This window comes from Micromonospora sp. NBC_01412 (assembly GCF_045040215.1).
Classification (GTDB): domain Bacteria; phylum Actinomycetota; class Actinomycetes; order Mycobacteriales; family Micromonosporaceae; genus Micromonospora; species Micromonospora rubida.
In genome coordinates, this window is sequence record NZ_CP109528.1 from 6,953,563 (window position 1) to 6,977,497 (window position 23,935).

Annotated in this window: 21 protein-coding genes and 2 pseudogenes; 13 read left to right on the plus strand and 10 right to left on the minus strand. The window is 71.2% G+C overall.

All coding sequences use genetic code 11. The annotated features are described in order from the left end of the window. The first annotated feature begins 41 nt into the window (after positions 1-41). Entirely contained in the window at positions 42-923 is an 882-nt protein-coding gene (locus OG617_RS30285; protein ID WP_405096316.1) for a hypothetical protein, read from the plus strand. Then, a pseudogene (locus OG617_RS30290) lies at positions 835-1,746 on the plus strand (IS481 family transposase). Before OG617_RS30285 ends, OG617_RS30290 begins: the two are co-directional and overlap by 89 nt. Positions 1,747-1,777: 31 nt before the next feature. Here OG617_RS30290 and OG617_RS30295 read toward each other — a convergent pair. The 4 genes from OG617_RS30295 to OG617_RS30310 form a co-directional block, all read right to left on the minus strand. Next, entirely contained in the window at positions 1,778-2,437 is a 660-nt protein-coding gene (locus tag OG617_RS30295; protein ID WP_405096317.1) for a response regulator, read from the minus strand. Then, positions 2,434-3,588, minus strand: coding sequence for a sensor histidine kinase (locus OG617_RS30300; RefSeq protein ID WP_405096318.1), 1,155 nt, complete (start codon positions 3,586-3,588; stop codon positions 2,434-2,436). Before OG617_RS30300 ends, OG617_RS30295 begins: the two co-directional genes overlap by 4 nt. Then, entirely contained in the window at positions 3,588-4,424 is an 837-nt protein-coding gene (locus OG617_RS30305; protein ID WP_405096319.1) for a CPBP family intramembrane glutamic endopeptidase, read from the minus strand. The genes OG617_RS30300 and OG617_RS30305 overlap by 1 nt, the downstream gene beginning before the upstream one ends. Positions 4,425-4,780: 356 nt before the next feature. After that, positions 4,781-6,010 carry a trypsin-like serine peptidase gene (locus tag OG617_RS30310; protein ID WP_396683511.1) on the minus strand — a complete coding sequence of 410 codons (1,230 nt, stop codon included), beginning with the start codon at positions 6,008-6,010 and terminating at the stop codon, positions 4,781-4,783. Positions 6,011-6,460: 450 nt separating this feature from the next. On the opposite strand from OG617_RS30310, the pseudogene OG617_RS30315 reads away from it, so the two are divergent. Together OG617_RS30315 and OG617_RS30320 are read left to right on the plus strand one after the other, a co-directional pair. Then, positions 6,461-6,760 (plus strand): annotated as a pseudogene (locus OG617_RS30315) (3'-5' exonuclease); the annotation flags it as partial. 506 nt (positions 6,761-7,266) lie between these two features. Beyond that, complete coding sequence (locus OG617_RS30320; protein ID WP_405096320.1) at positions 7,267-8,172, plus strand: bile acid:sodium symporter family protein; 906 nt, start codon at positions 7,267-7,269, stop codon at positions 8,170-8,172. A 291-nt stretch (positions 8,173-8,463) separates the two neighbouring features. Here the strand turns inward: OG617_RS30320 and OG617_RS30325 are convergent, their stop codons facing one another. Continuing rightward, positions 8,464-8,802, minus strand: a complete 339-nt coding sequence (locus OG617_RS30325) for a nucleotide pyrophosphohydrolase (RefSeq protein ID WP_405096321.1) — start codon at positions 8,800-8,802, stop codon at positions 8,464-8,466. Between the two features lie 1,319 nt (positions 8,803-10,121). Between OG617_RS30325 and OG617_RS30330 the strand changes: the two genes are divergently transcribed. The 3 genes from OG617_RS30330 to OG617_RS30340 all read left to right on the plus strand — a co-directional run bounded on the left by OG617_RS30330 (position 10,122) and on the right by OG617_RS30340 (position 11,531). Next, positions 10,122-10,412: a DivIVA domain-containing protein gene (locus tag OG617_RS30330; protein ID WP_405096322.1), complete on the plus strand. Its 291-nt coding sequence runs from the start codon at positions 10,122-10,124 to the stop codon at positions 10,410-10,412. Further along, positions 10,409-10,663 (plus strand): hypothetical protein, encoded by a 255-nt coding sequence (locus OG617_RS30335; RefSeq protein WP_161683792.1) that lies wholly within the window; start codon positions 10,409-10,411, stop codon positions 10,661-10,663. Before OG617_RS30330 ends, OG617_RS30335 begins: the two co-directional genes overlap by 4 nt. An 85-nt stretch (positions 10,664-10,748) precedes the next feature. After that, positions 10,749-11,531, plus strand: a complete 783-nt coding sequence (locus OG617_RS30340) for an inositol monophosphatase family protein (protein WP_405096323.1) — start codon at positions 10,749-10,751, stop codon at positions 11,529-11,531. Between the two features lie 67 nt (positions 11,532-11,598). On the opposite strand, the gene OG617_RS30345 is transcribed toward OG617_RS30340, so the two are convergent. Beyond that, positions 11,599-12,783: an acyl-CoA dehydrogenase family protein gene (locus OG617_RS30345; protein ID WP_405096324.1), complete on the minus strand. Its 1,185-nt coding sequence runs from the start codon at positions 12,781-12,783 to the stop codon at positions 11,599-11,601. A 253-nt stretch (positions 12,784-13,036) separates the two neighbouring features. On the opposite strand from OG617_RS30345, the gene OG617_RS30350 reads away from it, so the two are divergent. Continuing rightward, entirely contained in the window at positions 13,037-13,798 is a 762-nt protein-coding gene (locus OG617_RS30350) for a DUF899 domain-containing protein (RefSeq protein WP_405096325.1), read from the plus strand. 202 nt (positions 13,799-14,000) lie between these two features. Here OG617_RS30350 and OG617_RS30355 read toward each other — a convergent pair whose 3' ends face one another. Continuing rightward, the gene (locus tag OG617_RS30355; protein WP_405096326.1) at positions 14,001-14,867 is read right to left on the minus strand and encodes a helix-turn-helix transcriptional regulator; all 867 of its coding nucleotides are present in this window, start codon (positions 14,865-14,867) and stop codon (positions 14,001-14,003) included. Positions 14,868-14,982: 115 nt separating this feature from the next. Then, the gene (locus OG617_RS30360; protein WP_405096327.1) at positions 14,983-15,867 is read right to left on the minus strand and encodes an alpha/beta fold hydrolase; all 885 of its coding nucleotides are present in this window, start codon (positions 15,865-15,867) and stop codon (positions 14,983-14,985) included. 203 nt (positions 15,868-16,070) lie between these two features. Between OG617_RS30360 and OG617_RS30365 the strand changes: the two genes are divergently transcribed. From OG617_RS30365 to OG617_RS30385, 5 genes are all read left to right on the plus strand, one after another. Then, positions 16,071-16,406 carry a YciI family protein gene (locus OG617_RS30365; RefSeq protein WP_405096328.1) on the plus strand — a complete coding sequence of 112 codons (336 nt, stop codon included), beginning with the start codon at positions 16,071-16,073 and terminating at the stop codon, positions 16,404-16,406. After that, on the plus strand, positions 16,406-17,665 hold the full coding sequence (locus OG617_RS30370) for an RNA polymerase sigma factor (protein WP_405096329.1): 1,260 nt from the start codon (positions 16,406-16,408) through the stop codon (positions 17,663-17,665). The genes OG617_RS30365 and OG617_RS30370 overlap by 1 nt, the downstream gene beginning before the upstream one ends. Before the next feature lie 96 nt (positions 17,666-17,761). Further along, positions 17,762-18,562 (plus strand): SDR family NAD(P)-dependent oxidoreductase, encoded by an 801-nt coding sequence (locus OG617_RS30375; protein ID WP_405096330.1) that lies wholly within the window; start codon positions 17,762-17,764, stop codon positions 18,560-18,562. A 209-nt stretch (positions 18,563-18,771) separates the two neighbouring features. After that, the gene (locus OG617_RS30380) at positions 18,772-20,235 is read left to right on the plus strand and encodes an MFS transporter (RefSeq protein WP_405096331.1); all 1,464 of its coding nucleotides are present in this window, start codon (positions 18,772-18,774) and stop codon (positions 20,233-20,235) included. 330 nt (positions 20,236-20,565) lie between these two features. Beyond that, positions 20,566-21,123 (plus strand): pyridoxamine 5'-phosphate oxidase family protein, encoded by a 558-nt coding sequence (locus tag OG617_RS30385; protein ID WP_405096332.1) that lies wholly within the window; start codon positions 20,566-20,568, stop codon positions 21,121-21,123. A 289-nt stretch (positions 21,124-21,412) separates the two neighbouring features. Here OG617_RS30385 and OG617_RS30390 read toward each other — a convergent pair whose 3' ends face one another. Beyond that, a complete protein-coding gene (locus OG617_RS30390) occupies positions 21,413-22,954 on the minus strand; it encodes a GMC family oxidoreductase (RefSeq protein ID WP_405096333.1) in 1,542 nt (513 codons plus the stop codon). A gap of 268 nt (positions 22,955-23,222) precedes the next feature. Beyond that, positions 23,223-23,873, minus strand: a complete 651-nt coding sequence (locus OG617_RS30395) for a TetR-like C-terminal domain-containing protein (RefSeq protein ID WP_405096334.1) — start codon at positions 23,871-23,873, stop codon at positions 23,223-23,225. Between the last annotated feature and the right edge of the window lie 62 nt (positions 23,874-23,935).

Here is a 23,935-nt window from a genome sequence, read left to right on the forward strand (position 1 = left end):
CATGCACTATCGTGCCCGCGTTTCCCGATTAGAATGCAAAGATGGGCGCGTCATTCGCGTATCAGGATTCTGGTCGCACCGATATGTCACAGCGACCGAAGACCGGCGCCCCCGTCAGGCGCAGCCCCACGAACGCGACCGGTCCGGTGATGACGCCCTGGTCCCTCGTCGCACTGCAGCGCCAGGCCGGCAACGCGGCGGTCGCCGCACTCGTGGCGCAGCGGCTCCAGGCGCCGACCGTCGCCGTGCAGCGCAGCGAGGACGAAGCCGAAGAGCCCGCCGGCTGCGGGTTCTGCATCGACCCGGGCCCGGCAGGCACCCAGGCGCACACCCAGATCCAGTCGAAGATGGGCGCGCTCGGCGTCGATAGCGAGGTGAAGGTCGTCGCCGGCGGCGGGCGGGGCACGAAAGGCCGGCTCGACCTCGCCCGCTGGGACGACACCGCCATCGAGATCGGCGAGATCAAACCGGGCCACCCCACAGGCCTGGCGCAGGGCCGCGACGATCTCGACTTCTACAAGGGTGTCCTGGAAAAGACCGAGGACCCGAGGTTCAAAGGAAAGGCCGTACGCATGCTTGCCGACCCCGGGCCGGCGCCGATGGTCTTCGCCACAGCAACGAGGACGCGAATCCAACGGCGACGCCGACGGCGCAGTCCTATACCGGCCCGGAGTCGACCGAGCCCGTCTGAAAGAGCGGGGCTGTTGCGCTCGAGCCGGTTGCCCAGCTACGAGTGCCGGCTCGGCGCATCTTGTCATGCGGGAGCCGGGCTCGCTGCGGCCTTGTCGCGGGTGCGCTGTCGTCTGCCGCTCCATCCGGGGCATCGCGGTTGCCGTGGCTCTTCGGGGTGCCGCTGCCCTCACACCGCGTCACCGCCTGAAGGTTGCCCAGCTCGTCGTCGAGGAGGGCTGGCCGATCAGTGAGGTCGCCGCCCGCTTCCAGGTCTCGTGGCCGACCGTGAAGCGCCGGGTCGACCGCTACCGCGCCGGCGAGCCTATGCACGACCAGCCTTCCCGCCCGAAGAACTAGCAGCGCGGCTCGGGATCGCGCCCTCCACGGTCCACCGCATCCTCACCACTGCCCGATTGAATCGGCTGCCGCACGTCGATCGGGCGACGGGTGAACCGATCCGCCGTTACGTCCACGCGCACCCAGGGCTGCTGGTGCACGTGGACGTGAAGAAGCTAGGGAACATCCCCGACGGCGGTGGCTGGCGCTACGTCGGCCGACGCCAAGGCGACCGCAACCGCACCGGCACGCCGGACAAGCCACGGTAACCAGTACGGCGGACCCAAGCTGGGCTACGCCTACGTCCACACCGTCATCGACGACCACTCCCGCGTCGCTTACACCGAGGTCCACGACGACGAGACTGCTGTCACTGCAATCGGCGTCCTGCACCGAGCGGCCGACTGGTTCGCCGAGCGCGGGGTCACGATCGAGCGAGTGCTGTCCGACAACGGCAGTGCCTACCGCTCGCACCTGTGGCGTGATATCTGCGAGGCGCTGTCGATCCGGCCGAGGTACACGCGCCCGTATCGACCGCAGACGAACGGGAAGGTCGAGCGCTTCCATCGCACGATGGCCAACGGGTGGGCTTATGCCCGCTGCTACCGATCAGAGACGGAACGACGCGACACTCTTGAGTCGTGGCTGCACCACTACAACCATCACCGACCCCACACAGCCTGCGCGAACCAGCCACCCTTCACGCGGTTGATCAATGTCCCCGGTCAGTACAGCTAGGAGACACCGCCGGCCGCGAACTCCGGCACTGTCAGGTCACCAGGCCTGCGCGGTAGGCGTAGACCACCGCCTGCACGCGGTCGCGCAGGTCGAGCTTGGTGAGGATGCGCGACACGTACGTCTTGACGGTCTCGTGGCTGATCACCAGCGTCGCGGCGATCTCGCCGTTGGACAGGCCGTCGGCGATGAGGCGCAACACCTCCAGTTCGCGCGGGGTCAGCCCCACGTCGTCCGGGGTGCCCTCGGCGGGACGGATCCGCGCCGCGTACCTGCCCACGAGCTGCCGGGTCACCTCGGGCGCCAGCAGCGCGGCACCGGTCGCGACGGTGCGGATACCGTGCAGCAGCTGCGCCGCCGGGGCGTCCTTGAGCAGGAACCCGCTCGCTCCCGCGCGCAGCGCCTCGTACACGTACTCGTCGAGGTTGAACGTGGTCACCACGAGCACCTTGACGGGCTGGGCCACCCCGGCGCCGGCCAGCAGGCGAGTCGCCCCGATCCCGTCGAGCACCGGCATCCGTACGTCCATCACGACCACGTCCGGGTGCAGCCGGCCGGCGAGGTCGACCGCGGCGCGGCCGTCCCCGCACTCGCCCACCACCTCGAGGTCGGGCTGGGCGTCGATGATCGTCGTGAAGCCGGTACGGATCAGCGCCTGGTCGTCGCAGACCAGCACCCGGATCGGCGCGGTCACGACGGGCTCCCGGTGGGAATGCGGGCCCGCACGACGAAGCCGCCGCCCGCCCGCCGTCCCGCGCTGAACTCGCCACCGAGCACGCCGACCCGTTCGCGGAGCCCGGCGAGGCCGCGCCCGCTTTCGCCGGGGGCCGCGGCGTACGAGCCCGAGCCGTCGGTGCTGATCTCCACCGTGATCTCCCTTTCGCCATGGTGCACGTGAACAGTGGTGCGGCTGCCGTGGGTGTACTTGAGGGCGTTCGTCAGCGCCTCCTGCACGATCCGGTAGGCCGCGAGCTCGGCGCCGCCGGTCGTCTCGGCCGGCGTACCCTCCTCGGTGAACTCCACCGGCTGCCCGGCCTGTCGGGTCTGCTCCACGAGGGCGCGGAGCTCGCCGACGGACGGCGTACGCGGCTCGGCGCTGTGGTCGGGGTTGAGCAGGTCGAGCAGGTGCCGCAGGTCGGTGATGGCCCGCCGGCCGGTGTCGGTGATGGCCGTCAGGGTCGTGTCGAGGCGTTCGGGGGCGGCGGTCAGGTAACGTGCCGCCTCGGCCTGCACGACCATGGCCGTCACATGATGGGTCACGACGTCGTGGAGCTCGCGGGCGATGCGGGTGCGTTCGGCGGTGCGGGCGGTCACGGCGACGTGGCGGCGGCGTTCGGCCTCGGCGGCCCGGGACTGCCGCAGCCAGGCCCCGATGCCCCAGGCGAGGGTCGTCGCAAGGTAGAACGTGACGAACCCGGTCACGCCCTCGGTCGACCCGAGCCGGTCGAGGGCGACGGCCAGCGCCACGTACGCGGCGGAGGCCAGTGCCACGGTGGCGCGCCGACGACGTTTCAGGTGGGCCCCCGCGCTCACCAGCGCGATGGCCAACGCGGCGCCCGCGACCGTGTGATAGGCGCGGAGCTGGTCGATCGCGAAGCCGACCGACACCAGGGCGAGGCAGAGCGCCGGCCAGCGGCGGCGGACGGCGAGCGGGAGGCACTCCAGGGCGACCGCCATCACGGTCAGCGCGTCGAAGGGACGCCCCGGCAGGTCGCCGAGCTGCGTACCGTGGTTGTGCAGCGCCGGCACCCCCGACGCGAGGGCGACCAGCAGCGCCAACGGGAGATCCCGGACCGTGACGGGCCAGCGCCGCCACGAGTCCGGGACCATCCGAAAGCCGATCATCAGGAAACCGTAGCGGTCGCCGGCTCGACGCCGACCGCTCGGCGGCGACGCGGGACGAGGTGACCGCGGCGGTGGGCCAGCCACATGAACACCAGGGTCAGCACCACACCCGCCGCCACCGTGTACAGGCTTCCCTCAGGCCCGAAGTCGCCGCCGGTGAGCAGGGCCGGGCCAGACGTCGTGGAGTCCAGCAGCCCCTTCGACTCGCCGTTGCCGGAGACCACGACGCTGAAGATCCCGCCCGCGGCGAAGTTCCAGCCGAAGTGCAGGCCGATCGGCACCCACAGGTTGCGGGTGGCGGCGTAGCAGGCGGCGAGCATGAAACCGGCCTCGACCGCGATGGCGACCGCACCCCACAGGCTGGCGTCCGGGTTGAGCAGGTGCATCAGGCCGAACACCACGCCGGTCAGCAACAGCGCGATCCAGGTGCCCGTGCGTTCCTCGACGACGCGGAACAGGACGCCGCGGAAGATCAGCTCCTCGGTCGCGGCGGAGGCGGCCATGAACCCGAACAGCGCCACCGCGCCCGACACCGAGCCCAGGCCCTTGACGTGGTAGCCGCCGATGAAGGCGATGTTGACGATGACGGCCGCGAACATCCCGACCCCGATCAGCACCCCCCGGGCGATCCGGGCGCCGGCCCCGGCCCGGGCCACCTCCGTGACCGCGCGCCGTTCGGTGCGCCGCACCACCCACGCGTACACGAGGATCGCGGCCACCGCCGTCAACACACCCAGGGCCAGGGTGAGCCAGGCGTTCCCGTCCACCGCGGCGATGGCCTGACTGCCGACGAAGGTGACCGCCAGAACGGCCACGAACTGCTTCAACAAACGCACGATGACTCCTTCAACGAGGTCGCGGCTGGAGCGCAGCGGCCACGTCAAACGCTATGGAGTCGCCGGTCAGGAATCGTCACCACGCGGTGGACACTTACGGGTAGCTCGCGCGAGGGACAACCCCACCCCCCGCCCCGCCCCACCCCATCCCCGCCCACCACCGCCCACCCCCGCGATCTTGCACTTTCGGCCCCTGTGGTGAGGCTTTTGCACCTTCTGTCGGGGCCCGAAGTGCAAGATCGGCGGAGTCCGGAGTCCGGAGTCCGGGGGTGGGGCAGGGTCGTGCCGGGGTGGGAGAGCAGGCGGGCCGTCGGGGCGCGTGTCGCGCCCCGACAGCCCGTGGTTGTCCCTTGTCGTCAGCCGTTGTCGATCAGGCTGGCGATCTCGTTGTAGATCAGGTGCGCCTTCGCGCCCTGGTTCGACGGACATCCGCCGAGGTGGTGCAGGGCGACCACCCGGTGGCTGGCGTTCAGTACCGGCGAGCCCGAGTTGCCGCCGGAGGTGTCACAGCTGTAGCTGATGTTCGAGGTGTTGTAGTTGGCGTTCCGCACGCTGCACGTCGTGCCGTTCTGGGTGTCCTCGTAGATCGACAGTCGCTTCGGGCTGCCATCGCCGTGCCCGGGGATGTAGATCCGCGTGCCGGTGGTGGTGGCGGCCGTCGCCAGGTACAGCGTGCCGAACCCCTGGATGTTGGCGAAGTTGTTCACCGAGTACAGGGTGTAGTCCAGGTCGCCGGAGCCGCCGCTGCTCACCTTGTAGAGGGTGGCGCCGCTCACCTTGGTGCCGGCGCCGGGGTTCGAGCCGCCGCAGGTGGCGCACTGGTAGTCGAACTGCATCTCGCTGCCGCTGACGGCGGACTGCGTCGAGAAGCAGTGCTTGTTGGTCAGCATGCGGTTGGTGTTGCCGACCCGCCAGGTGGTGCACATCCCACCGCCGCTGATCAGCAGCCGCGCCACCGCCCTGCCGCGGGCGTACTCGTTGGGGTGGCTGCTCTGGTAGCAGACCACGTCGCGGCGCGCGTCGGTGCTGCAGACGGACTGCGTGGAGAGGTTTTGCTGCGTGATCTCCGCGCGGTCGTAGCCGCGCCAGAACCGGTCGATGGTCGCGGCGTTGCCACGGGACGGGCGGCTGCTGTGCAACGTCACCACTGCGGTGTCGCCCTCCACCGACATCGCCCAGAAGCCCGGCTGTCCGTCGGTGGTGTAGTCCGAGCCGGTCGCCCGGTTCAGGTGGCGGTCGTACCGGTAGCTCTCCCGGCCGTCGGGGCTCGACACGGTCACGTGGTCGCCGGGGGCCAGCCGCAGCGAGCTGAAGTGCACCTTGACGTACGCCGCACCGGGGTGCCGAATGATCTGTGTCCCGCCGTCCTGAGCGGAGGACAGCGAGCCGTCGACGGTGCGGAGTTCACCGACCGTGGTGACGCCCTCGGCCGAGAACTGATCCGATTCGGGTGCCCGCTCGGATTGTGGTGCGAGAGGCTGAGCCGAGTACGCCTCGGCGGCGGGTACTGACAGCAGGCTCAGCCCGAGTGTGCAGGCGCCGAGCGCGACCGCCGCCGTTCGCAGACGGCGCAGGGTGTGTCTCATCGTCGCTCCTCCCCAGGAACCAGCATCCAGACGTGTATCCAGCCTTCATACCCGAATCAATCGACACATGCAAATACAGCAATGGCCCGGGTTGCGACGCCGCTGCACTACAGGCTCGTGATAGGCACGCCGTCGCTTCTCCAACGCGCGGGCCGGCTCGCCTCACGCAGGGAGGAACTCGTGGCGGACGAGCTACGCGCCAGGGCGCCCGACATGGTTGCCCGGATCGCCGCCGCTCAGATCGTCGGCGCGATCAAGGCATTACGCGTACGCCGTCTGGGGCGGCTGCTCCCCGGGGAGCAGCCGGCCGCGGTGGAACCCGACCAGCTTGGTCGCAGAACCTTGCACTTCCCGGCGGATGGCCATCACCTGCGCTTCCACACCACCACGGCACCGGCCTTGGGAAGTATCCAGTCATCCACCGAGATGGCGATGAACCGGGTGTCCTGCAAGCTGGGCCCGGACGGCCCGAAGCAGCCCGACGGCGTCCATGTCGGCACCATGCACCGCTTCAAGGGCCTCGAGTACCAGCGCATGATCATCGCCGGCGTGAGTGACGGGCTGGTGCCACGGCAGATGATCAACCGGTACCGCGACGCCGACCCCAAGCGTTACCAGCGCGAACGCCAACGGGACCGGTCGCTGCTCTTCGTCGCCGCCACCCGGCCCCGCGACGGGCTGACGGTGCTCTGGCACGGTACGCCCAGCCCCTTTCTGACCAGCCGCCTCGTCCAGCGACAACTAACCTGAGTGCCGCCCCCGGCGCGTTCAGGGCCGGTTCGCGACCAGGGGAGGCAAGAAGAGGTGCAGGCGCTGGATCGCATCGGCGATCGGTACGAGTTGACGCATCCCATCGGACGCGGCGCCTCGCCGACCACATCGCCGAGCAGGAGCGGCTTGACGTGGGGGAGGCGGTCTCCATCGCCGCCCAGGCGTGTGCGGTCCTGGCCACCGCCCACGCCGCGTCGAGGGGGCTGCTCATCAGGGTGTCGCTCCCGGCTGCCGGGGGATGTGAACCCGGCGACCTGGTGTGCAGGCCGGGCCGGGGAATGTTGCTGCGCGATGCTGTCCGTCCAGGGCTTGCCGCCCCGGCCGGCTGCTTCGCCTCGGCCGCGCCACCTGCCGTTTTGCGACGTCATGGTCCACTGTGCACTTGGCGCGGATACCGGCTCCGCACAGGGCAAGTTTCGAGAAGCATGGTGTCGATCGCCGATGTGAAACTCATGGATCTCTTACGACCAGAAGGCAGAGTGATTATGAGTAGCGGTGCGGTCCTCATACTTTTCCCCATCATCGTGGGCATCATCATGCTCGGGCTCGGCCTGACCCTGACCCTTGAGGACTTCCGCCGGGTGGTGAAGTATCCCAAGGCGATGGTGGTCTGCCTGGTCTCCCAGATGCTGATCCTGCCGGCGATCTGCCTGGGCCTGGTGGTCGCGTTCAACCTGCGCCCCGAGCTGGCGGTCGGCATGATGCTGCTCGCCGCCTCGCCCGGCGGCAGCACGGCCAGCCTCTACAGCCACCTGTTCAAGGGCGACCTGGCGCTCAACATCTCGCTGACCGCGGTGAACTCGGTGCTGGCGCTGTTCACGCTGCCGATCATCGTGAACCTGTCGGTGTCGGCCTTCGCCGGATCGGACAGCTCGCTCGGCCTCCAGTTCGACAAGGTGATCCAGGTCTTCGCCCTGGTCCTGGTCCCGATCGCCATCGGCATGGCCATCCGCGCGAAGTTCACCGCCGCCGCACGGCGCATGGAACGCGCCGTCAAGATCCTCTCGGTGGTGGCGCTGATCGTGATGATCTCCGGCGTGATCGCCGGCATCGGCGCGGAGGTGTTCGACATCCTCGGGGAGATCATCCTCGCGGTGCTGGCGTTCAACCTGATCAGCATGGCGATCGGCTACTTCGGCCCGCGCCTGCTCAAGGTCGGCGAGCGGGAGTCGATCGCCTCGGCGTTCGAGATCGGCCTGCACAACGCCAGCCTGGCCATCACCATCGGGATGAGCCCGATGCTGCTCAACAACTCCACGATGGCGATGCCGTCGGTGACGTACGGCTTCGTCATGTTCTTCACCGCCGTGGTCTTCGGCATCATCGTCTCCCGCCGCGTGCGCGCCACGACCCCGACCGGCGACCTGTCGGCGACCCCGAGCCGGGTGTGAACCCGGCTCGCGTCAACACGGTCGGCGTGATCCACAACCTGCCGACAGGTACCTAGAGTCGACGCCTGACACAGCGGCGAACCCGTGCCCGCCCCGGATCCAGTCCTCATCATGGGCTCCGGAGCGGGCACGGAACCGCCTGGGCGGCCGATTCCTCACGTACAGCGGAAGACGGCGGTCGAATCGCCCGACCCGAGTGGGTCGACGGCCTTCGGCCGGCGTGATGCGGGCGTAGACCGAGGAGCGCGCCCGGCGGCCTCCGCCGGGCGCGCTCTCTCTCCTGGTACGGCCTCAGCGCGCCGACTTCGGCGACCCCCTGGTCTCGACGATGGGGTAGCGGGTGGCGACCTCGTCCAGCTTCGTCAGCGCCGCTTCCGACAGGTCGATACCGAGCACGTCGGCGAGGCGGGTCAGGTAGATCGTCACGTCGCCGATCTCCGCCTTGACCCGGGCGCCGGCCTCGGGGTCGTCCATCACGGTGGCGGCCTGCTCGGGCGTCAGCCACTGGAACTCGGCCAGCAGCTTACCGACCTCGCCGGCGAGGGCCATGGCGAGGTTCTTCGGCGTGTGGAACTGCTGCCAGTCCCGCTCCTCGGCAAACGCTCGCACCCTGGCCGTCAGTTCGTCCACAGCATCCTCCACACCGTGCCGGTGTCGCACTCCTGAGTACGGAACCTGTCGGCCGCGGTCACAAGGTCACAACGGCGTCCGCGGCAAAGGTGAACAGGTTGCGCGGGGCGGGCGCGGTCGACCCCGGCGTCGGCGGCGGCCCGTACGGCGAGGGCCCAGCCAGGGGCGGGTTCGGGTAGGGCTGGTGTTGGTTCGGTTGGCCAGGAGCGGTCATCGATGGGTCCCCACAGATCGTGCGCGCAGCATTCTGGCCGCGCGAGTCCCGTGGACGGTACTGACGTGGGGCATCGCCAATGCTGTCGTGTCTCCTTTTTGACAGGGATTGTGGCCGATAATGACTACGGGTCGGATATTCCGCGCCCAGCCGGACTCGGCTGATGTCCCTTTGGTGGGACATTGGGCCCGGTCGGCTCCGCACGTCGGCGGAACGTGCCAGCGGGAGACCGCTCCGCCCAGGTCGACTGGAGGCATCCGCGCACGCGACTTCGATATGCGCAGCACCGGACACTCCGCGACCTTGCCGGGGCCCTGGGGGAGAGAGGAGGCGGGACCGGCAGGGTCCTTGCTGTCCCGCACGTCCTCAGGGTCATTGCGTTGTCGCGGGTGCGGTCCCCGGTCGGCCCGGACCGTGGCCGGGGTGGAGCTGTGGGCGGGGCGGTCGATGTCGTGGGGCGGTGCCTTTGGAGCTGAGTCGTTTACGTCATCACCGCCGGTCGGGCCACCGCCGTCGCATCACCCACCGCCCCGTCGGGTCGTCGCTTGCGGTCGCCGAGCGCGGCGGGCGTGGCTGATGTCGTATCCGACTCAGCTCCATAGGCACCGGGAGGCACACCTGCCGTGGAGCGGCGCCCACGCCAGGAACCCCCAGACCTCCCGATCGAAGCGCCCCCGCTCGACTTCGCAATCGCCCTGCGCACGTCCTCCGTCATTCGCTCACCACTCCTTCCGTGTTGCATCGCGTTACATCAGAACGCCAAGGATGGAATGCTGTGTCGCCGACGGAGATTGTCGAAAGGGATCGCTCGTCAGCCGTATTCCTGTTTTCGACCATACATTCCACCTGCGACGATGGTCATCGTGACGCGACCCTCCGGGACCTCGGAGGCTCATTACGAAACAGGAATCAAGCGCGCTCTGCAACCAATGCAGTCCCCACAAAATGAAGTCAACGCAGCGCGGCAAAAATGGGCCTTCGAGCGTTGCTTTTCCACGTCGTACTGTCCGATTCTGGTTTCCGACGCGGCGGCCGGACCATCCCCCCGGCGCCGGCCGCCGCGCGCCCCCAGCCAGCCCCCCGACAGCCGAGAGGACGGAGCCGGATGAGCCTGCGCAACCAGCGTCCGGATCACCTGGGCGGAGCGAGGTACCGCTCCTCCGCGTACACCAGTCTGCTGCCGTGGCAGGTGCGTGAGCGCCGCTTCCGGCCCGCCGGGCGCGGACACCGCAGCCTGGACCCCGACGACGTGTACGCCTTCCTCGACCGGGTCTCCGCCGACCTGGCCGGCGTCTACGCCGCGCTCGGTGCCAGCCGCCGGGAGACCGCCCGGCTCACGTACGCGCTGCGCCGGCGCGAGCCGGCCCCATCCACCGACCCGGCCCGGCGCCGGTGACCCGGCGGTACGTCATCCACCTGCCCGTCGTCGCCGTCGACCTGGCCGCCGCGCAGCGGCTGGCCCGGCTGGTCGGCCGGTGGCTGCTCGTGCTGCCGCACGCCGACCCGGGGGAGACCACCGTGTCCACCGAGGACGACCAGAACGTACGCCACCGGGTCTTCTGCGACCGGCGGATGCCCGGCGGGGGCCGGCGCTGCCTGCTGCGCGCCGACCACGACGGCCCCTGCGCCCGCCGCCTGCGCCGCTGAGGACCGGGTTCACGGAGGGCGAGTGGTGCCCGGCCCGCTCCGATGCGACGATCGGACCGTCCCCGAACCGGGCGAGGAGAGCGCGATGGTCAGTGACGCTGAGCTGGACGACTGCCGGCGGGTCGCCGAGGAGGCGGCGCGGCTCGGCGGGCGGGAGCTGCTGCGGCGCTTCGGCGACCACGGCCGGGTCGACTACAAGACGGCCTCCACCGACCCGGTGAGCGAGGCGGACCGGGCCAGCGAGGCGCGCGTCGTGGAGCTGCTGCGCGCCCGCCGGCCCGACGACGGCATCGTGGCCGAGGAGGGCAGCGACCGGGTCGGCAGCTCCGGGCTGCGCTGGGTGCTGGACCCGCTCGACGGCACCGTGAACTACCTCTCCGGGATGCCGTTCTGGTGCGTCAGCGTGGCCTGCGAGGAGGAGACGGCCGACGGCTGGCAGCCGGTCGTCGGGGTGGTCCTCGACCCGGTGCACGACGAGCTGTTCCACGCGGCCCGGGGCCGGGGCGCGTACCTGGGCGACACCCGGTTGACCCGTCCCGCCGGCACCGCCCTCGACGAGGTGATCCTCGCCAGCGGGTACGCGTACGACGTCGCCCACCGCAAGGTGCAGGCGGCCGTCGTCACCGACCTGGCCGGGGACGTACGCGGGGTGCGGATGCTCGGCTCCACCGCGCTGGCCCTGTGCTGGGTGGCCGCCGGGCGCTGCGACGCGTACGTCGAGGACCGCGCCTTCCGCTGGGACTGGGCGGCCGGCCTGGTGATCGCCACCGAGGCCGGCGCGGCCGTCGAGGTGAACGGCAGCCGGGTGCTCGCCGCGCCGCCGGAGCTGATCGACCAGTTCCGGCCCCGGGTCGCCACGCTGGGCTGACGCCGAAAAGTGCGACGAGCCGCCCGGCGGGGGGTTGCGCCGGGCGGCTCGCCACGTCGGGGAAAGCTCAGAGGAAGAGCGTGTTCGGGCCCAGGCCGCAGACGACCCGGCCGTACAGCTCGGTGTTGGTGTCGGAGTTGATGAGCCCGTGCAAGCTCATCGCGTTGACGTCCCTGGCGATCCGCTGGATCGGCACGTCACGGTAGATGGACGAGCCGCCGCTGGCGGAGGCGAAGATGTCCACCGCCTCCTTGGCCAGCCGGGTGGCCCAGCCGTGGTCGGCGCGGACCCGGGCCCGCTCCTCCAGCGTCCACTCCGCGCCGCTGGCCGCCTTGCTGTCGACCATGTCGGCGGCGTGGTACGCGTGGAACTCGGCCTGGTCGATCTTCATGAGCGCGGTGCCGATCTTCAGGTGGGTGACCGGCGCCTCGCTCTGGTTCTCGTAGTCGGTGTAGGTGATCCCCCGGCCGGGGAGCCGGGCGAGGAACTCGTCGCGCGCGGACTTGGCCACGCCGACCGCCGCGCCCACGCCGGACGCCGCCGCGTTCAGCGCGGCCGGGGTGCGCCAGCCGGGGGAGTCCGCGTTGCCCTGCGACAGGCCCTGCGGGATCATGGCCGCACTCATCGGGATGATGTGGCTGCTCGGTACGAACACGTCCCGGGCCACGGTGGTGACGCTGCCGGTGGCGGTCAGGCCGGTGGTGTACCAGTCGTCGACGATCTCCATGCTGCCGATCGGGATGAGCGCCATGATCGGCTCCGGCTCGGCGTCCGGGCGCAGCACGACCGCGGCGATCTCCTGCCAATGCGCGTGGTGCGCCCCGCTGATGAAGTGCCAGCTGCCGTTGACGACGACGCCCCCGTCGGTGGGGATGGCCGTGCCGCCGACGCTGTTGGTGCCGCACACCCGAGCGTTGGGGGTGGCGAACACCTCGTCCTGGGCCTCGTCGGGGAACAGTCCGGTGAGCCAGGTGGGGATCCACAGCACGGAGGTGACCCAGGCGGTGCTGGCGTCGCCCCGGCCCAGCTCGGTGGCGACCGCCACGAGCGTGCGGGTGTCCACCTCGTACCCGCCGTAGCGGCGGGGCGTGCGGAGCTTGAACAGCCCCGCCTCCTCGATCGCGGCAACCGTCTCGTCGTGGAGACGACGGTTCTCCTCCTGCCACGCCGCGTGTTTGCGGATCAGCGGGACGAGATCCGCGGCGCGTTGGACGAGTTCCTCGCGGGTCGGTGCTTCGATGGTCGTAGGCACGTGTCCTCCTCAAAGGCGACCGGATCGACCGGAGTCCTGTCTGCCAAGCGCCACCGACGCTGTCACATCCCGGCTGTCGAGGCCTCTTCCGGATTGCTCGGTGCCGGCACGGTCCAGGCCGGTGAAGAAGGCCGGTGAAGAAGGCCGGTGAAGAAGGCACGAGTGGAGAAGTCGACCCCTCCGCGGACGTGTCAGGGTCGCAGGTGTCGCCCGGTCTTCGTGTGGGCCGGCGGCGACCGTTGAGGGAGGAACAATGAGTTTTCCGCAGATCGTCTCGCGTGAGGAATGGACCAGCGCCCGGGAAAGCCTCCTGCAGGAGGAGAAGGCGCTGACTCGCGCCCGCGACCAGCTCAGCGCCGCGCGCCGGGCCATGCCCGTGGTGCCGGTGGAGAAGGAGTACGTGTTCGCCTCGCCCAATGGTGAGGTGACGCTGCTCGAACTGTTCCAGGGGCGTCGCCAACTGCTCGTCCGGCACTTCATGTTCGACCCGAAGGCGGAGGAGGGCTGCGTCGGCTGCTCGATGCAGGCCGACAACGTCGGGGACCTGTCGCACATGCACGCCCGGGACACCTCGTTCGTGATGATCGCCCGAGCCCCGCTGGAGAAGATCGAGCAGTTCAAGGCCCGAATGGGCTGGGCCCACATCCCGTGGGTGTCCTCGTATGGCAGCGACTTCAACTACGACTTCAACGTCACCATGGAGAAGGGCGAGCTGCCGGCGGTCAGCTCCTTCATCCGCGACGGCGAGCAGATCTTCCACGCCAGCTCGGTGTTCGACCGGGGCGGCGAGGTGTTCATCAACACCTACAACTACCTCGACGTCACCCCGCTGGGCCGCCAGGAGGAGGAGCTGGCGCACCCGTGGGACTGGTGGCGGCACCACGACCGCTACGACGCCGAGCAGGCCGCCAACCCGGGCGAGAACTGGTGGACCGGGGTGAACAAGTTCGAGGTGCGGCAGGTGCGCCACGACAGCCCGGCCGCGCAGCAGCAGGCGGAGGCCGGAACGCAGTGACGGCGGCGCGGTGGGGTGCGGCGGCACTCCACCGCGCTGCGGCGGCCGGTTCCCGGCCGGCGGCTTCGGCCGTCGTCGGGGAGCCGGCCGCCGTCGCGCGCGGGGCAGGACGCGCGGGCCGGGTGCCGGGCTGCGCGTCGTTCGGCTTGCGTGTCGCCTCGGGCGCGTGTCGCCTCGGCCGCGCCGGGCTGCGCGCGGGGGATCAGGAGGGTACGGCGACGCTGTGCCGCTGGGCCGGCGCCGGGGCCGCGGCGCGCCGGGGGATGCCGCCGAGCATCCGCAGCGCCGCCGCCGACGGCGAGTCGGCCTCGACGGTGAAGGTCACCAGCATCAGGTCCGGGGCCTCCTCCAGCCGCAGCGTGTGCTGGTTGACCGTCAGCGTGCCGACCACCGGGTGGGCCATGTCGTACGTCATCGTCTCGCAGGTGCTGACCGGGTGCTCGGCCCACATCCCGGCGAACTCCGGGCTGCGTGACAGCAGCTCCTCGACCAGCCCGACGACCCGGCGGTCGTCGCGGTAGCGGCCCACGGCCATCCGCAGGTACGCCACCACGGAGCGGGCCTTGCCCGGCCAGTCGGCGTACAGCTCGCGCATCCGGGGGTCTAGGAAGACCGACCGGCTCATGTTGGGCGCCTCGTCGAGGTGCCAGGCGAGCAGGGCGTGGCCCAGCGGGTTCCAGGTGTGCACGTCGGTCGCGGCGCTGAGCACCATCGCCGGCACGTCCGGCATCATCGCGAGCATCTGGCGCAGGGCCGGCGGCGCGGAGCTGGCCCGGACCGCCCGCTCGGGCGCCGTCCGGCCGGGGCGGGCCAGCGTGAACAGGTGCGCCCGCTCGTCGCCGTCGAGCTGCAACGCCCGGGCGACCGCGTCGAGCACCTCGTCGGACACGTTGTGCGCCTGGCCCTGCTCCAGCCGGGTGTAATAGGAGACGCTGACCCCGGCGAGCTGGGCCAGCTCCTCGCGGCGCAGCCCGGAGACCCGCCGGCGCTCGCCGTAGCGGGTCAGGCCGGCGTCCTGCGGCCGGATGACACCGCGTCGCGATCGGAGGAACTCGCCCAGCGGATTCATGTGACTCAGTATGACACTGCCAGTGGTATCCACTGTGGAGGTACCAACCGTTTCCGGCCGGGCGGGGAGGGAAATCCGCCGCGCCCGGCCGGGGCCGGCCAGCCGTCCGGACCGGTCAGGCAGTCTCGGCCAGGAAGCGCATGATGTGGGCGTTGGTGATGTCCGGCTGCTCGGTGAGCGGGACGTGCCGCGAGTCCGGGACCAGCGCGCCGACCGATCCCTTCGGCAGCGCCTCGACGATTCGGGCGAGCTTCTCCTCGTTCATCGAGAAGGCGACGTCCTGGACGCCGAAGATGTTCAGCGTCGGCTGGCTCGGCAGGGCCCCCCACAGCGCGCCCTGCTCGGCCGCCCACTCGGGGGTGCCGAACGTCGTGGCGGGGAAGTTGGTGCGGTACATGCCGAGTGCGGCGTTCAGGTTCTCCGGGGTGCCGAGGGCGGCCCGGATGTCGGCCAGGTCCTGGGTGACGTCGTAGCCGTCCCTTGAGTACTTGTGCAGCATGAACTCCAGGAAGGCGAGGTCGTTGGCGGCGACCAGCTCGTTGGCGGCGGCCATCTGGAAGAACCAGAAGTGGGCCTGGATGTTGATGCCCCGGGGGTCGAGCAGGTACTCGCCGAAGAACTGGAACGGCGGCACGTCGCAGGCGACCAGCCGCGACCACCGCTGCGGCTCCTGCACCGCCGCGCACCACGCGGTGGCCGCCCCGAAGTCGTGCCCGATCAGCACCGCCCGCTCGTCCCCGCCGAAGGCCTCGTGCAGGGCGTTGACGTCGGCCGCCATGTCCCGGATGTGTTCGCCGCCGGGCGGCGGGACCGAGCTGGGGGCGAAGCCGCGGGTCCACGGGGCCACGGCCCGGTAGCCGGCGTCGGCCAGCACCGGCATCAGGTGCCGGAACGAGTTGGGAGTGAAGGGAAAGCCGTGCACCAGCAGGGCCAGCGGCCCCTCGCCCAGCTCACGGTATGCGATGTCGACACCGTTGACGGTGACCTGCGATTGACGCATGGGATGCCTCCTCGGCGGGCATGGATTGATCCAAGACTGGCCGAGCCGATGGTGCCCCGCTTCTCCGTGCGTGCTGCCCATACCACGATTCGACGCCCCGCGTGCGGCATCGACCGGGATGTCCCCGATCCGGTGAAAGACCGGGTGGTCGCGTCTGTCCCGGTCCCCCCGTCGTTGTATTGCGCGGACCTGGGAGGGGGACCGTGGAGTACGCACTGGTGATCTTTCACGACGAGGCCGGCGAGCTGAGCCCGGCCGAGATCGACGAACACCCCCGGCACCGGGCCTGGCTGGACGAGGTGCGCCGGCGGGGGGCGTTCGCGGGCGGGCAGCGGCTGCGCCCCGGCCGCGCCGGCCGGACCGTCCGCACCCGGGCCGAGGGCACGCTGGTCACCGACGGGCCGTTCATCGAGGCCCGGGAGCAGGTGGGCGGGTTCGTCCTGCTGAACTGCGCGGACCTCGACGAGGCGACCGAGCTCGCCGCCCTGCACCCGTTCGCCGAGCTGGGTGCCATCGAGGTGAGGCCGGTCTGGACCTGATGACCTTCACCGTCGACGCCGCCGTGGCCGGCGCGTTCCGCCGGGAGTACCACCAGCTCGTCGGTGGCCTGGTCGGCCTCACCCGGGACCGGGACCTGGCCGAGGACTGCGTGCAGGAGGCGTTCGCCGCCGCGCTGGAGCGCTGGCGGCGCGAGGGCGTGCCGCGCCGGCCCGGGGCCTGGCTGACCACCGTGGCGCGCAACCGGGCCGTCGACCGGCTGCGTCACGAGACCGTACGCGCCGCCCGGCTGCGGGAGGCGGCGGCCATCCTTCCGGCGTACGACGAACTGCCGCCGGCGCCGCCCCTGATCCGGGACGTCCAGCTACGCCTGATCTTCACCTGCTGCCACCCCGCGCTGTCGCTGCCGTCGCAGGTCGCGCTGACCCTGCGTACCGTCGTGGGGCTCGGCCCGGCGGAGATCGCCCGCGCCCTGCTGGTCCCGCCGGGGACGCTGGCCCAGCGGCTGGTGCGGGCCCGGCGCAGCGTCCGCGAGGCCGGCCTGCGCTGCGAGCTGCCACCGGCCGCCGAGCTGCCCGGGCGGGCCACGGCGGTGCGCGCAGTGCTGTACCTGCTGTTCACCGAGGGGTACGCGGCCACAGCCGGCGCGGACCTGGTGCGGCGCGGGCTGTGCGCGGAGGCGGTCCGGCTGGGCCGGCTGCTGGCCCGGCTGCTGCCCGACGACCCGGAGACGCTCGGCCTGCTCGCGCTGCTGCTGTTGCACGAGGCCCGGCGCGACGCCCGGACCGACGCCCACGGCGACCTGGTGCCGCTGGAACGGCAGGACCGCCGGCGGTGGGACCGGGGCCGGGTGGCCGAGGGGGTGGGCCTGCTGGACCGGGCGCTGCGCCGTGACCGGCCCGGCCCGTACCAGGTCCAGGCGGCGATCGTGGCCTGCCACGCCACCGCCCCGGACGCCGCGCGCACCGACTGGGCCCAGATCGCCGGGCTCTACGCCGAGCTGGTGGAGCTGGCGCCGTCGGCCGTGGTGCGGCTCAACCGGGCGGTGGCCGTCGGGATGGCGCACGGCCCGCAGCGGGGCCTGGCGCTGCTGGAGCAGGTGGAGCGCTCGGGCGAGCTGGCCGGGAACCACCTCGTCCCGGCCGTCCGCGCGGACCTGCTGCGCCGGTTGGACCGGCGCGGCGAAGCGGCCGGGGCGTACCGGCGGGCGCTCGACCTGGCCGGCAACGACGCCGAGCGCCGGTACCTGCGGGGGCGGCTGGCGGAGGTGACCGGCCCGCCCCGGGACCAAGCAAAATAAAGCACCAGAAAATGTATGTTTTCCCAAGGGCTGCCCGTCGGTCTGACGAACCCGGTCCGGTACCGCCGGCCCGGTCCACGACGAGGGGATTCAGACATGTTGCTGGAGAGCAGGACCGCGATCGTCTACGGCGCCGCGGGCGCGCTGGGCGGCGCGGTGTCGCGCGCCTTCGCCCGCGAGGGCGCCACCGTCTACCTGGCCGGACGCCACCTCGACCGGGTCGAGATGCTCGCCAAGGAGATCACCGCCGAGGGTGGCCGGGCGTACGCCCACCAGGTCGACGCGCTCGACCAGGAGTCGGTCGACGAGCACGCGGCGCTGGTCGCCGAGCAGGCCGGGGGCATCGACGTCTCGTTCAACGCCGTCGGCCTGGACCACGTGCAGGGCGTCCCGCTGCGCGAGCTGGACCTGGACGACTTCCTGATGCCGATGAACACCTTCGTCCGCACCCAGTTCCTCACCTCCACGGCGGCGGCGCGGCGGATGGTCGAGCAGCGCTCCGGGGCCATCGTCATCCTGTCCACGTCGGCGGCCCGGGCGCCGATGCCCTCGGGCGGGTTCGGCGTGGCCTGCGCCGGCATCGAGTCGCTCTCCCGGGAACTGGCCGGGGAGGTCGGCCAGTTCGGGGTGCGAGTGGTCTGCCTGCGGCCCGATGCCATCCCGGAGAGCGTGCGGCACGGCTCGTACGTCCGCGACACGTGGCGGCGCGCGGCCGAGGCGAACGGGGCGACGCTGGAGGACATGCTGGCCGCCAAGCCCGGCATGCCCGACCCGCTGCTGGGCCGGGCGGTGACCCTGGCCGACGTCGCCGGCACCGCGGTGTACCTCGCCTCGGACCTGTCCAGCGGACTCACCGGATCGATCACCACCGTCGGGTGTGGAGTCCTCGTCGACTGACGGCCCGGCCGGCCGCCCGGGCGCGACATCGGCCGGGCGGCCGGCGACCGGCTCTCCTCACCATGTGAGAAATGGAGCAAGCTCGAAGAGGGGCGGGGCGGGGTAGCGTGTGGGTGAGCCCCCACGGGGGGTGCTCAGGGTGCCACTGCCAGTGGTACGCACGGCAGGGGGATGGGTACCCCGACCGTGGCTACCTAGTGTTCGTGGTCATGGCGGAGAACCAGAGCACGTCGGAGCAGCTCAGCTCCGCGCAGAAACTTGCCCTTTTCGTATTGCTCGGTGCGCAGTTCATGTTGTCGGTCGACTTCTCCATCCTCAACGTGGCCCTGCCGCGGATGGGCGAGGGCGTCGGGCTCACCCTGGCTGACCTTCCCTGGGTCGCCAGCGCGTACGCGCTGCCCGCGGCCGGCTTCACGCTCCTGTTCGGCCGGATCGCCGACCTGTTCGGCCGGCGGCGGCTGTTCCTGACCGGCATCGCGCTGCTCACCGTGGCCTCGCTGCTCGGCGGCTTCGCGACCAACGCCACGATGCTGCTGGGCGCCCGGGTGCTGCAGGGCTTCGCCAACGCGATCGCCATCCCGGCCGCGATGGCGCTGCTGATCACGACCGTGTCCGACGAACGGGCCCGCGCCCGGGTGCTCGGCCTCAACGGCGCGCTGCTCTCCGGTGGCTTCACCGTCGGCGCCCTGGTCGGTGGCAGCCTGGTCAGTGCCCTGGACTGGCGCTGGGCGTTCTGGATCAACGTGCCGGTGGCGGTCGCCATCATGGTGCTGACCCCGCTGGTGATCAAGGAGAGCGTCCGTCCGGCCGGCGTCAAGCTGGACGTGCCGGGCGCCGTCACGGTCACCGCCGGCCTGCTCGCCCTGGTGTACGGCGTGAGCATGCAGAACTGGATCGCGCTCGCCGTCGGCGCGGTGCTCATCGCCGCCTTCTGGTTCGTCGAGCTGAAGGCCAAGGCGCCCCTGGTGTCGCTGACCCTGCTCAACCGGCCGAACATCAAGTGGGGCAACTTCGGCGGCATGGTCGCCTTCGTGATGGCCAGCGGCGTCAACTTCGGCCTCACCCTCTACATGCAGGACGTGCTCAAGCTGGAGCCGTTCACCACCGGCCTGGTGTTCGGCGTGCCGGGCCTGGTGGCCGTCATCGCCGGCGTCATCGCCGGGCGGATGATCGGGCGCTACGGCTACCGCAACGTGCTCGCCGTCGGCCTGCTAGTGCAGGGGCTGACCACCGTCCCGCTGCTGCTGACCGGCACCTCGACCACCCCGAGCCTCCTGCTGATCGTCCCGTCGCTGTTCCTGATGTACTTCGGGCACGTCACGGCCGTCGTCGCCTACACGGTGACCGCCACCTCCGGGCTGGACGACTCGCAGCAGGGCCTGGCGACCGGCCTGGCCACCCTGGCCCAGCAGATCGCGGTCACCATCGGCATTCCGATCTTCGGGGCGATCGTCGCAGCCCGCACCAACGTGCTCGACGGCGTCCACCTCGCCATGCAGGTGCAGATCGTCGTGATCCTGGTGTCCGTGGCGCTGATCTGGTTCGGCCTGCGCGACCGGGGCACCGCCGCCGGGCCGTCGTCCACCGGGCGGCAGGAGCCGGAGCTGACCCCCGAGGCGCAGCAGCCCGCGCCGGTGCCGGTGCCGCGCACCGTCAGCGAGAACCCGGTCTAGGGCCGACCCAGGGTCCGCCGCAGCGGCTGACCCACCTCGATCCTCGGCCGGGTGCCGAGACCGGTGACCGAGAGGCCTCCGGCGGATGGTTCATCGACGACGATGACCAGCTGCCGGAGGCCTCGCCGCTGTCACCGTGATTGCCGGGATGGCGGTTCACCCGGGTTGGCACTCTCAGAGAAGGAGGGCCCCTCCGCGCCTTGCCAGAATTGGCCAGTGTGGACATGCCACCCGAGGCGCGGGAAATCGGACCGCGGCGGAGGGTGTGCACCGTGACGGAGCGGGCGTGGTCTCCGCCGTCGCCGCTCCGTTCGTAGAGAAGGGGCACCCATGGACTACCCGGAGCTAGTGCGCCTGGTGAACACCGACCCGGTGGTGCGGACCCTGCTGGAGGCGCCGATCCTGATGCGGCTCGGATACGTGGGGCTGGACGGCCATCCACGCTCGGTCCCGGTCGCCTACGTGTGGAACGGCAGGGCCTTCGTCTTCGCCAGCCCGACCACGGCGTACAAGGTCAGGGCGATCGCGGCGCATCCGCAGGTGTCCTTCACCGTCGACACCATGGCGGCCGAGCCGCGCGCGAAGGCCGCGGCGGCGCTCGGGGCACCGGTCGCCGACTACACGCCGCTGATGATGCTGGTCCGCGGCACGGCCTCGATCGAGGTCGAGCAGGGGCTGCCCCAGGTGCACATCGACGCGTCCCGCCGGATGATCGGTGAGCACAACGTGCCGGAGTGGGAGCGCAGCAAGCGCGAGCACACGAGAGAGATGGCGCTGGTCACGATCGTGCCGACCCACGTGACCGTGTGCGACTTCATCACCCGGTTCCCGCCGCCGGCCGAGGTCAACGCCCCCGCCCACGGGGCGTCCCCGGATCCGGTGCCCTGATCCGGCGGTGCCCTGCGCCGGCCGGGGGCGGTCCACCCGCCCCTCGGGGCCGCTGAGGGCTCCGTACGCCGCGCGTCCGCCTCCGCGGGCCGTCCGTCACCCGGCGGGCGGCCCGTACGGCGTCCGGGCGGCCTCGGGCACATCCGGACCCTGCCGCCGAGGTAGGCCAGCCCCGCCCAGCCCCGCCCCCGTTCCGGGAGAGGTGCACCGGCCCGCCGGCGGGGCCGGGCAGCACGACGGGCGCCCCGCGGGACTCACACCGCGGGACGCCCGTGTCCGGTACCGCCGGTCAGGACTGCCTGAGCCAGTCGGCGAGGCGCTCACCGATCATGATCGAGGTGAGGTTGGTGTTGCAGTTGACGATCGACGGCATGACGGAGGCGTCGCAGACGTACAGGCCTTCGATGCCGTGCACCCGCAGCCGCTCGTCGACCACCGCGCCCTCGTCGCCGGCCGCGCCCATCCGGGCGGTGCCGACGGGGTGGTAGCCGCTGTCCAGGCTGAGCCGGACGTAGTGGCGCATCAGCTCGTCGTCCTCGGCCATCTCCTCGCCGAGCACGACGAACCGCTGGCCCTTGTCCTGGATGCCCGCCGTCTGCATGAACTGCCAGCACTGGCGCACGGCGGCGATGAGGGTCTGGACGTCGCTCTCGGTGTCGAGGAAGTTGAGCACGACGTCCGGCGGTGCGGTGGGGTCGGCCGAGGTGAGGGTGAGCCGCCCCCGGGACTCCGGCCGCTGGTGCACGACCATCACCCCGAAGATCGTCTTCGCTGCGGCCAGCATCTGCAGCTCGGGGAAGAGCGTCAGGTCGAAGTGGTTGATCATGTAGTACTGGAGGTCGTTGAACTCCGTGGACCCCGGTGCGGTGGTGCGCAACAGCATCTGGAGGAAGGCGTCGTCGGGGTTGAACGTGCCCGGCTCGGGCACCATGAACGCGCCGGTGCGCGGGTGGTCGATCAGGTCGGCGCCCACCCCGGGTCGGTCCAGCAGCACGTCGATGCCCAGCCGCCGCAGGTCGCCGCCGGGCCCGATGCCCGAGCGCATGAGGATGGCCGGGGAGTTGACCGCGCCGGCGGCCAGCACGACGGTGCCGGCCTCGATCACCTCGGTGCCGCCGCCGGGCTTGGCCACCTCGACGCCGCGCGCCCGGTTGCCCGCGAACAGCACCCGGTTGACCTGGACTCCGGACCGGATCTCCAGGTTCTCCCGGCCGCGGGCCTCACCCAGGTACCCCATCGCCGTGGAGAACCGGGTGCGGGTGTCGCGGCGGTTCGACGGCATCGGGCCGACGCCGCTGGCCTCCGGGTGGTTGTGGTCCTCGATGGCGGGGAAGCCGGCCTTGAGGCAGGCGTCCTGGAACACCTGCTGTACCGGGGCCAGCTCGTCGCCCTTGAACCGCCGGATCGGGATGGGGCCGCCCTTGCCGTGGTACTCGTTGTCGAAGTCCAGGTCGTCCTCGAGCCGCTTGTAGAACGGCAGCACCTCGTCCCAGGCCCAGGCCGGGTTGCCCATCTCGGCCCACTCGTTGAAGTTCACCGGATTGCCGCGTAGCGCGATGGTCGCGCCGACCGCGGAGGACCCGCCGGTGACCTTCCCGCGCGGGTAGATGATCCGCCGCCGGTCGGTGATCTCGGCCTGGAAGTGCCAGTCGTGGATGTCCATCGACATCGCGCTGCCGTTGAGCAGGTCGGATGGCGTGTCGGCGACCGTGGCGAAGTCGGGGCCTGCCTCCAGCAGCAGGACCTTGCGGTGGGGATCCTCGCTCAGCCGGGCGGCCAGCGCGGCTCCGGCGGAGCCGGACCCGACCACGAGATAATCGATTCCGTTCATCATCGGCGTCCTTCGGTACGTGGAGGTTGGCGATCCTGTCGGACTGACCCACAGGAGTGGATGCGCTTCCATTGCGGACGTGCTCGGGACCCGCCACGAGCATCACACCGGGCTCCGCCCGTCGCTTCTCCGCCGTTGCTCACCGGCCCCGGGCGTTCCCGGGGCGCGTTCCATGCCATGGGGCGCGGACCGGGACGCCAGGGCCCGCGGGCGGGCCTTGGCGTTCAGGAAAGCCGCCGGGTGTCGTCGGGCCGCTTGTGCGGGCGCCTCAGGTGCGCGGGGAGCGCCGCCGCCGGGCCCGGGCGAGGGAGGTGGCCGTCGCCTCGTACTCGTCGCCCGCGCCGACCATCAGCGAGCGCAGCTGCGCCTCGAAGCACACGTCGGCGTCGTACGGGTCGATCAGGTAGCCGCCGAGTTCGAGGCTGACCAGCCCGTGCAGGGCGATCCACATGTTCTGCGCGACCAGCAGCGGGTCGCCGGCGCGGAACCGGCCCTGCTCGGTGGCCCGGGCCACCGCGTCCACCAGCGGCTGGAGGGTGTACTTGCCGTGCTGCCGGTCGCCGTCGGCGAGGGCGAACCCGCCGAGCGCCGCGCTGCCGAACATGACCTGGTAGAGCTGCGGGTGGTCGAGCGAGTTGGCCCGGTACGCGTACCCGAGGGCCATCACGTCGGCGACCGCGTCGGGGGTGGCCCGCACGGTGGACATCCGCCGGTGCAGCCGCGCGAAGCCCTCGTGCACCATCGCCCGGACCAGGTTGTCCATGCCGCCGAAGTGCGTGTACACGGCCGTGGTCGAGGTGCCCACCGCGGCGGCCAGGCGGCGCGTGGTGAGGCCGGCGGTGCCCTCCTCGGCCAGCAGCCGGGCTGCGGCCTCCAGCAGGGTGGTCGCCAACTGCGGGTCGATTCGACGCGGACTCACGTTGACATGATCTCATGCCCGGCGTACGTTCGATGAAGTAACGCTGTTACGTAACTGCGATA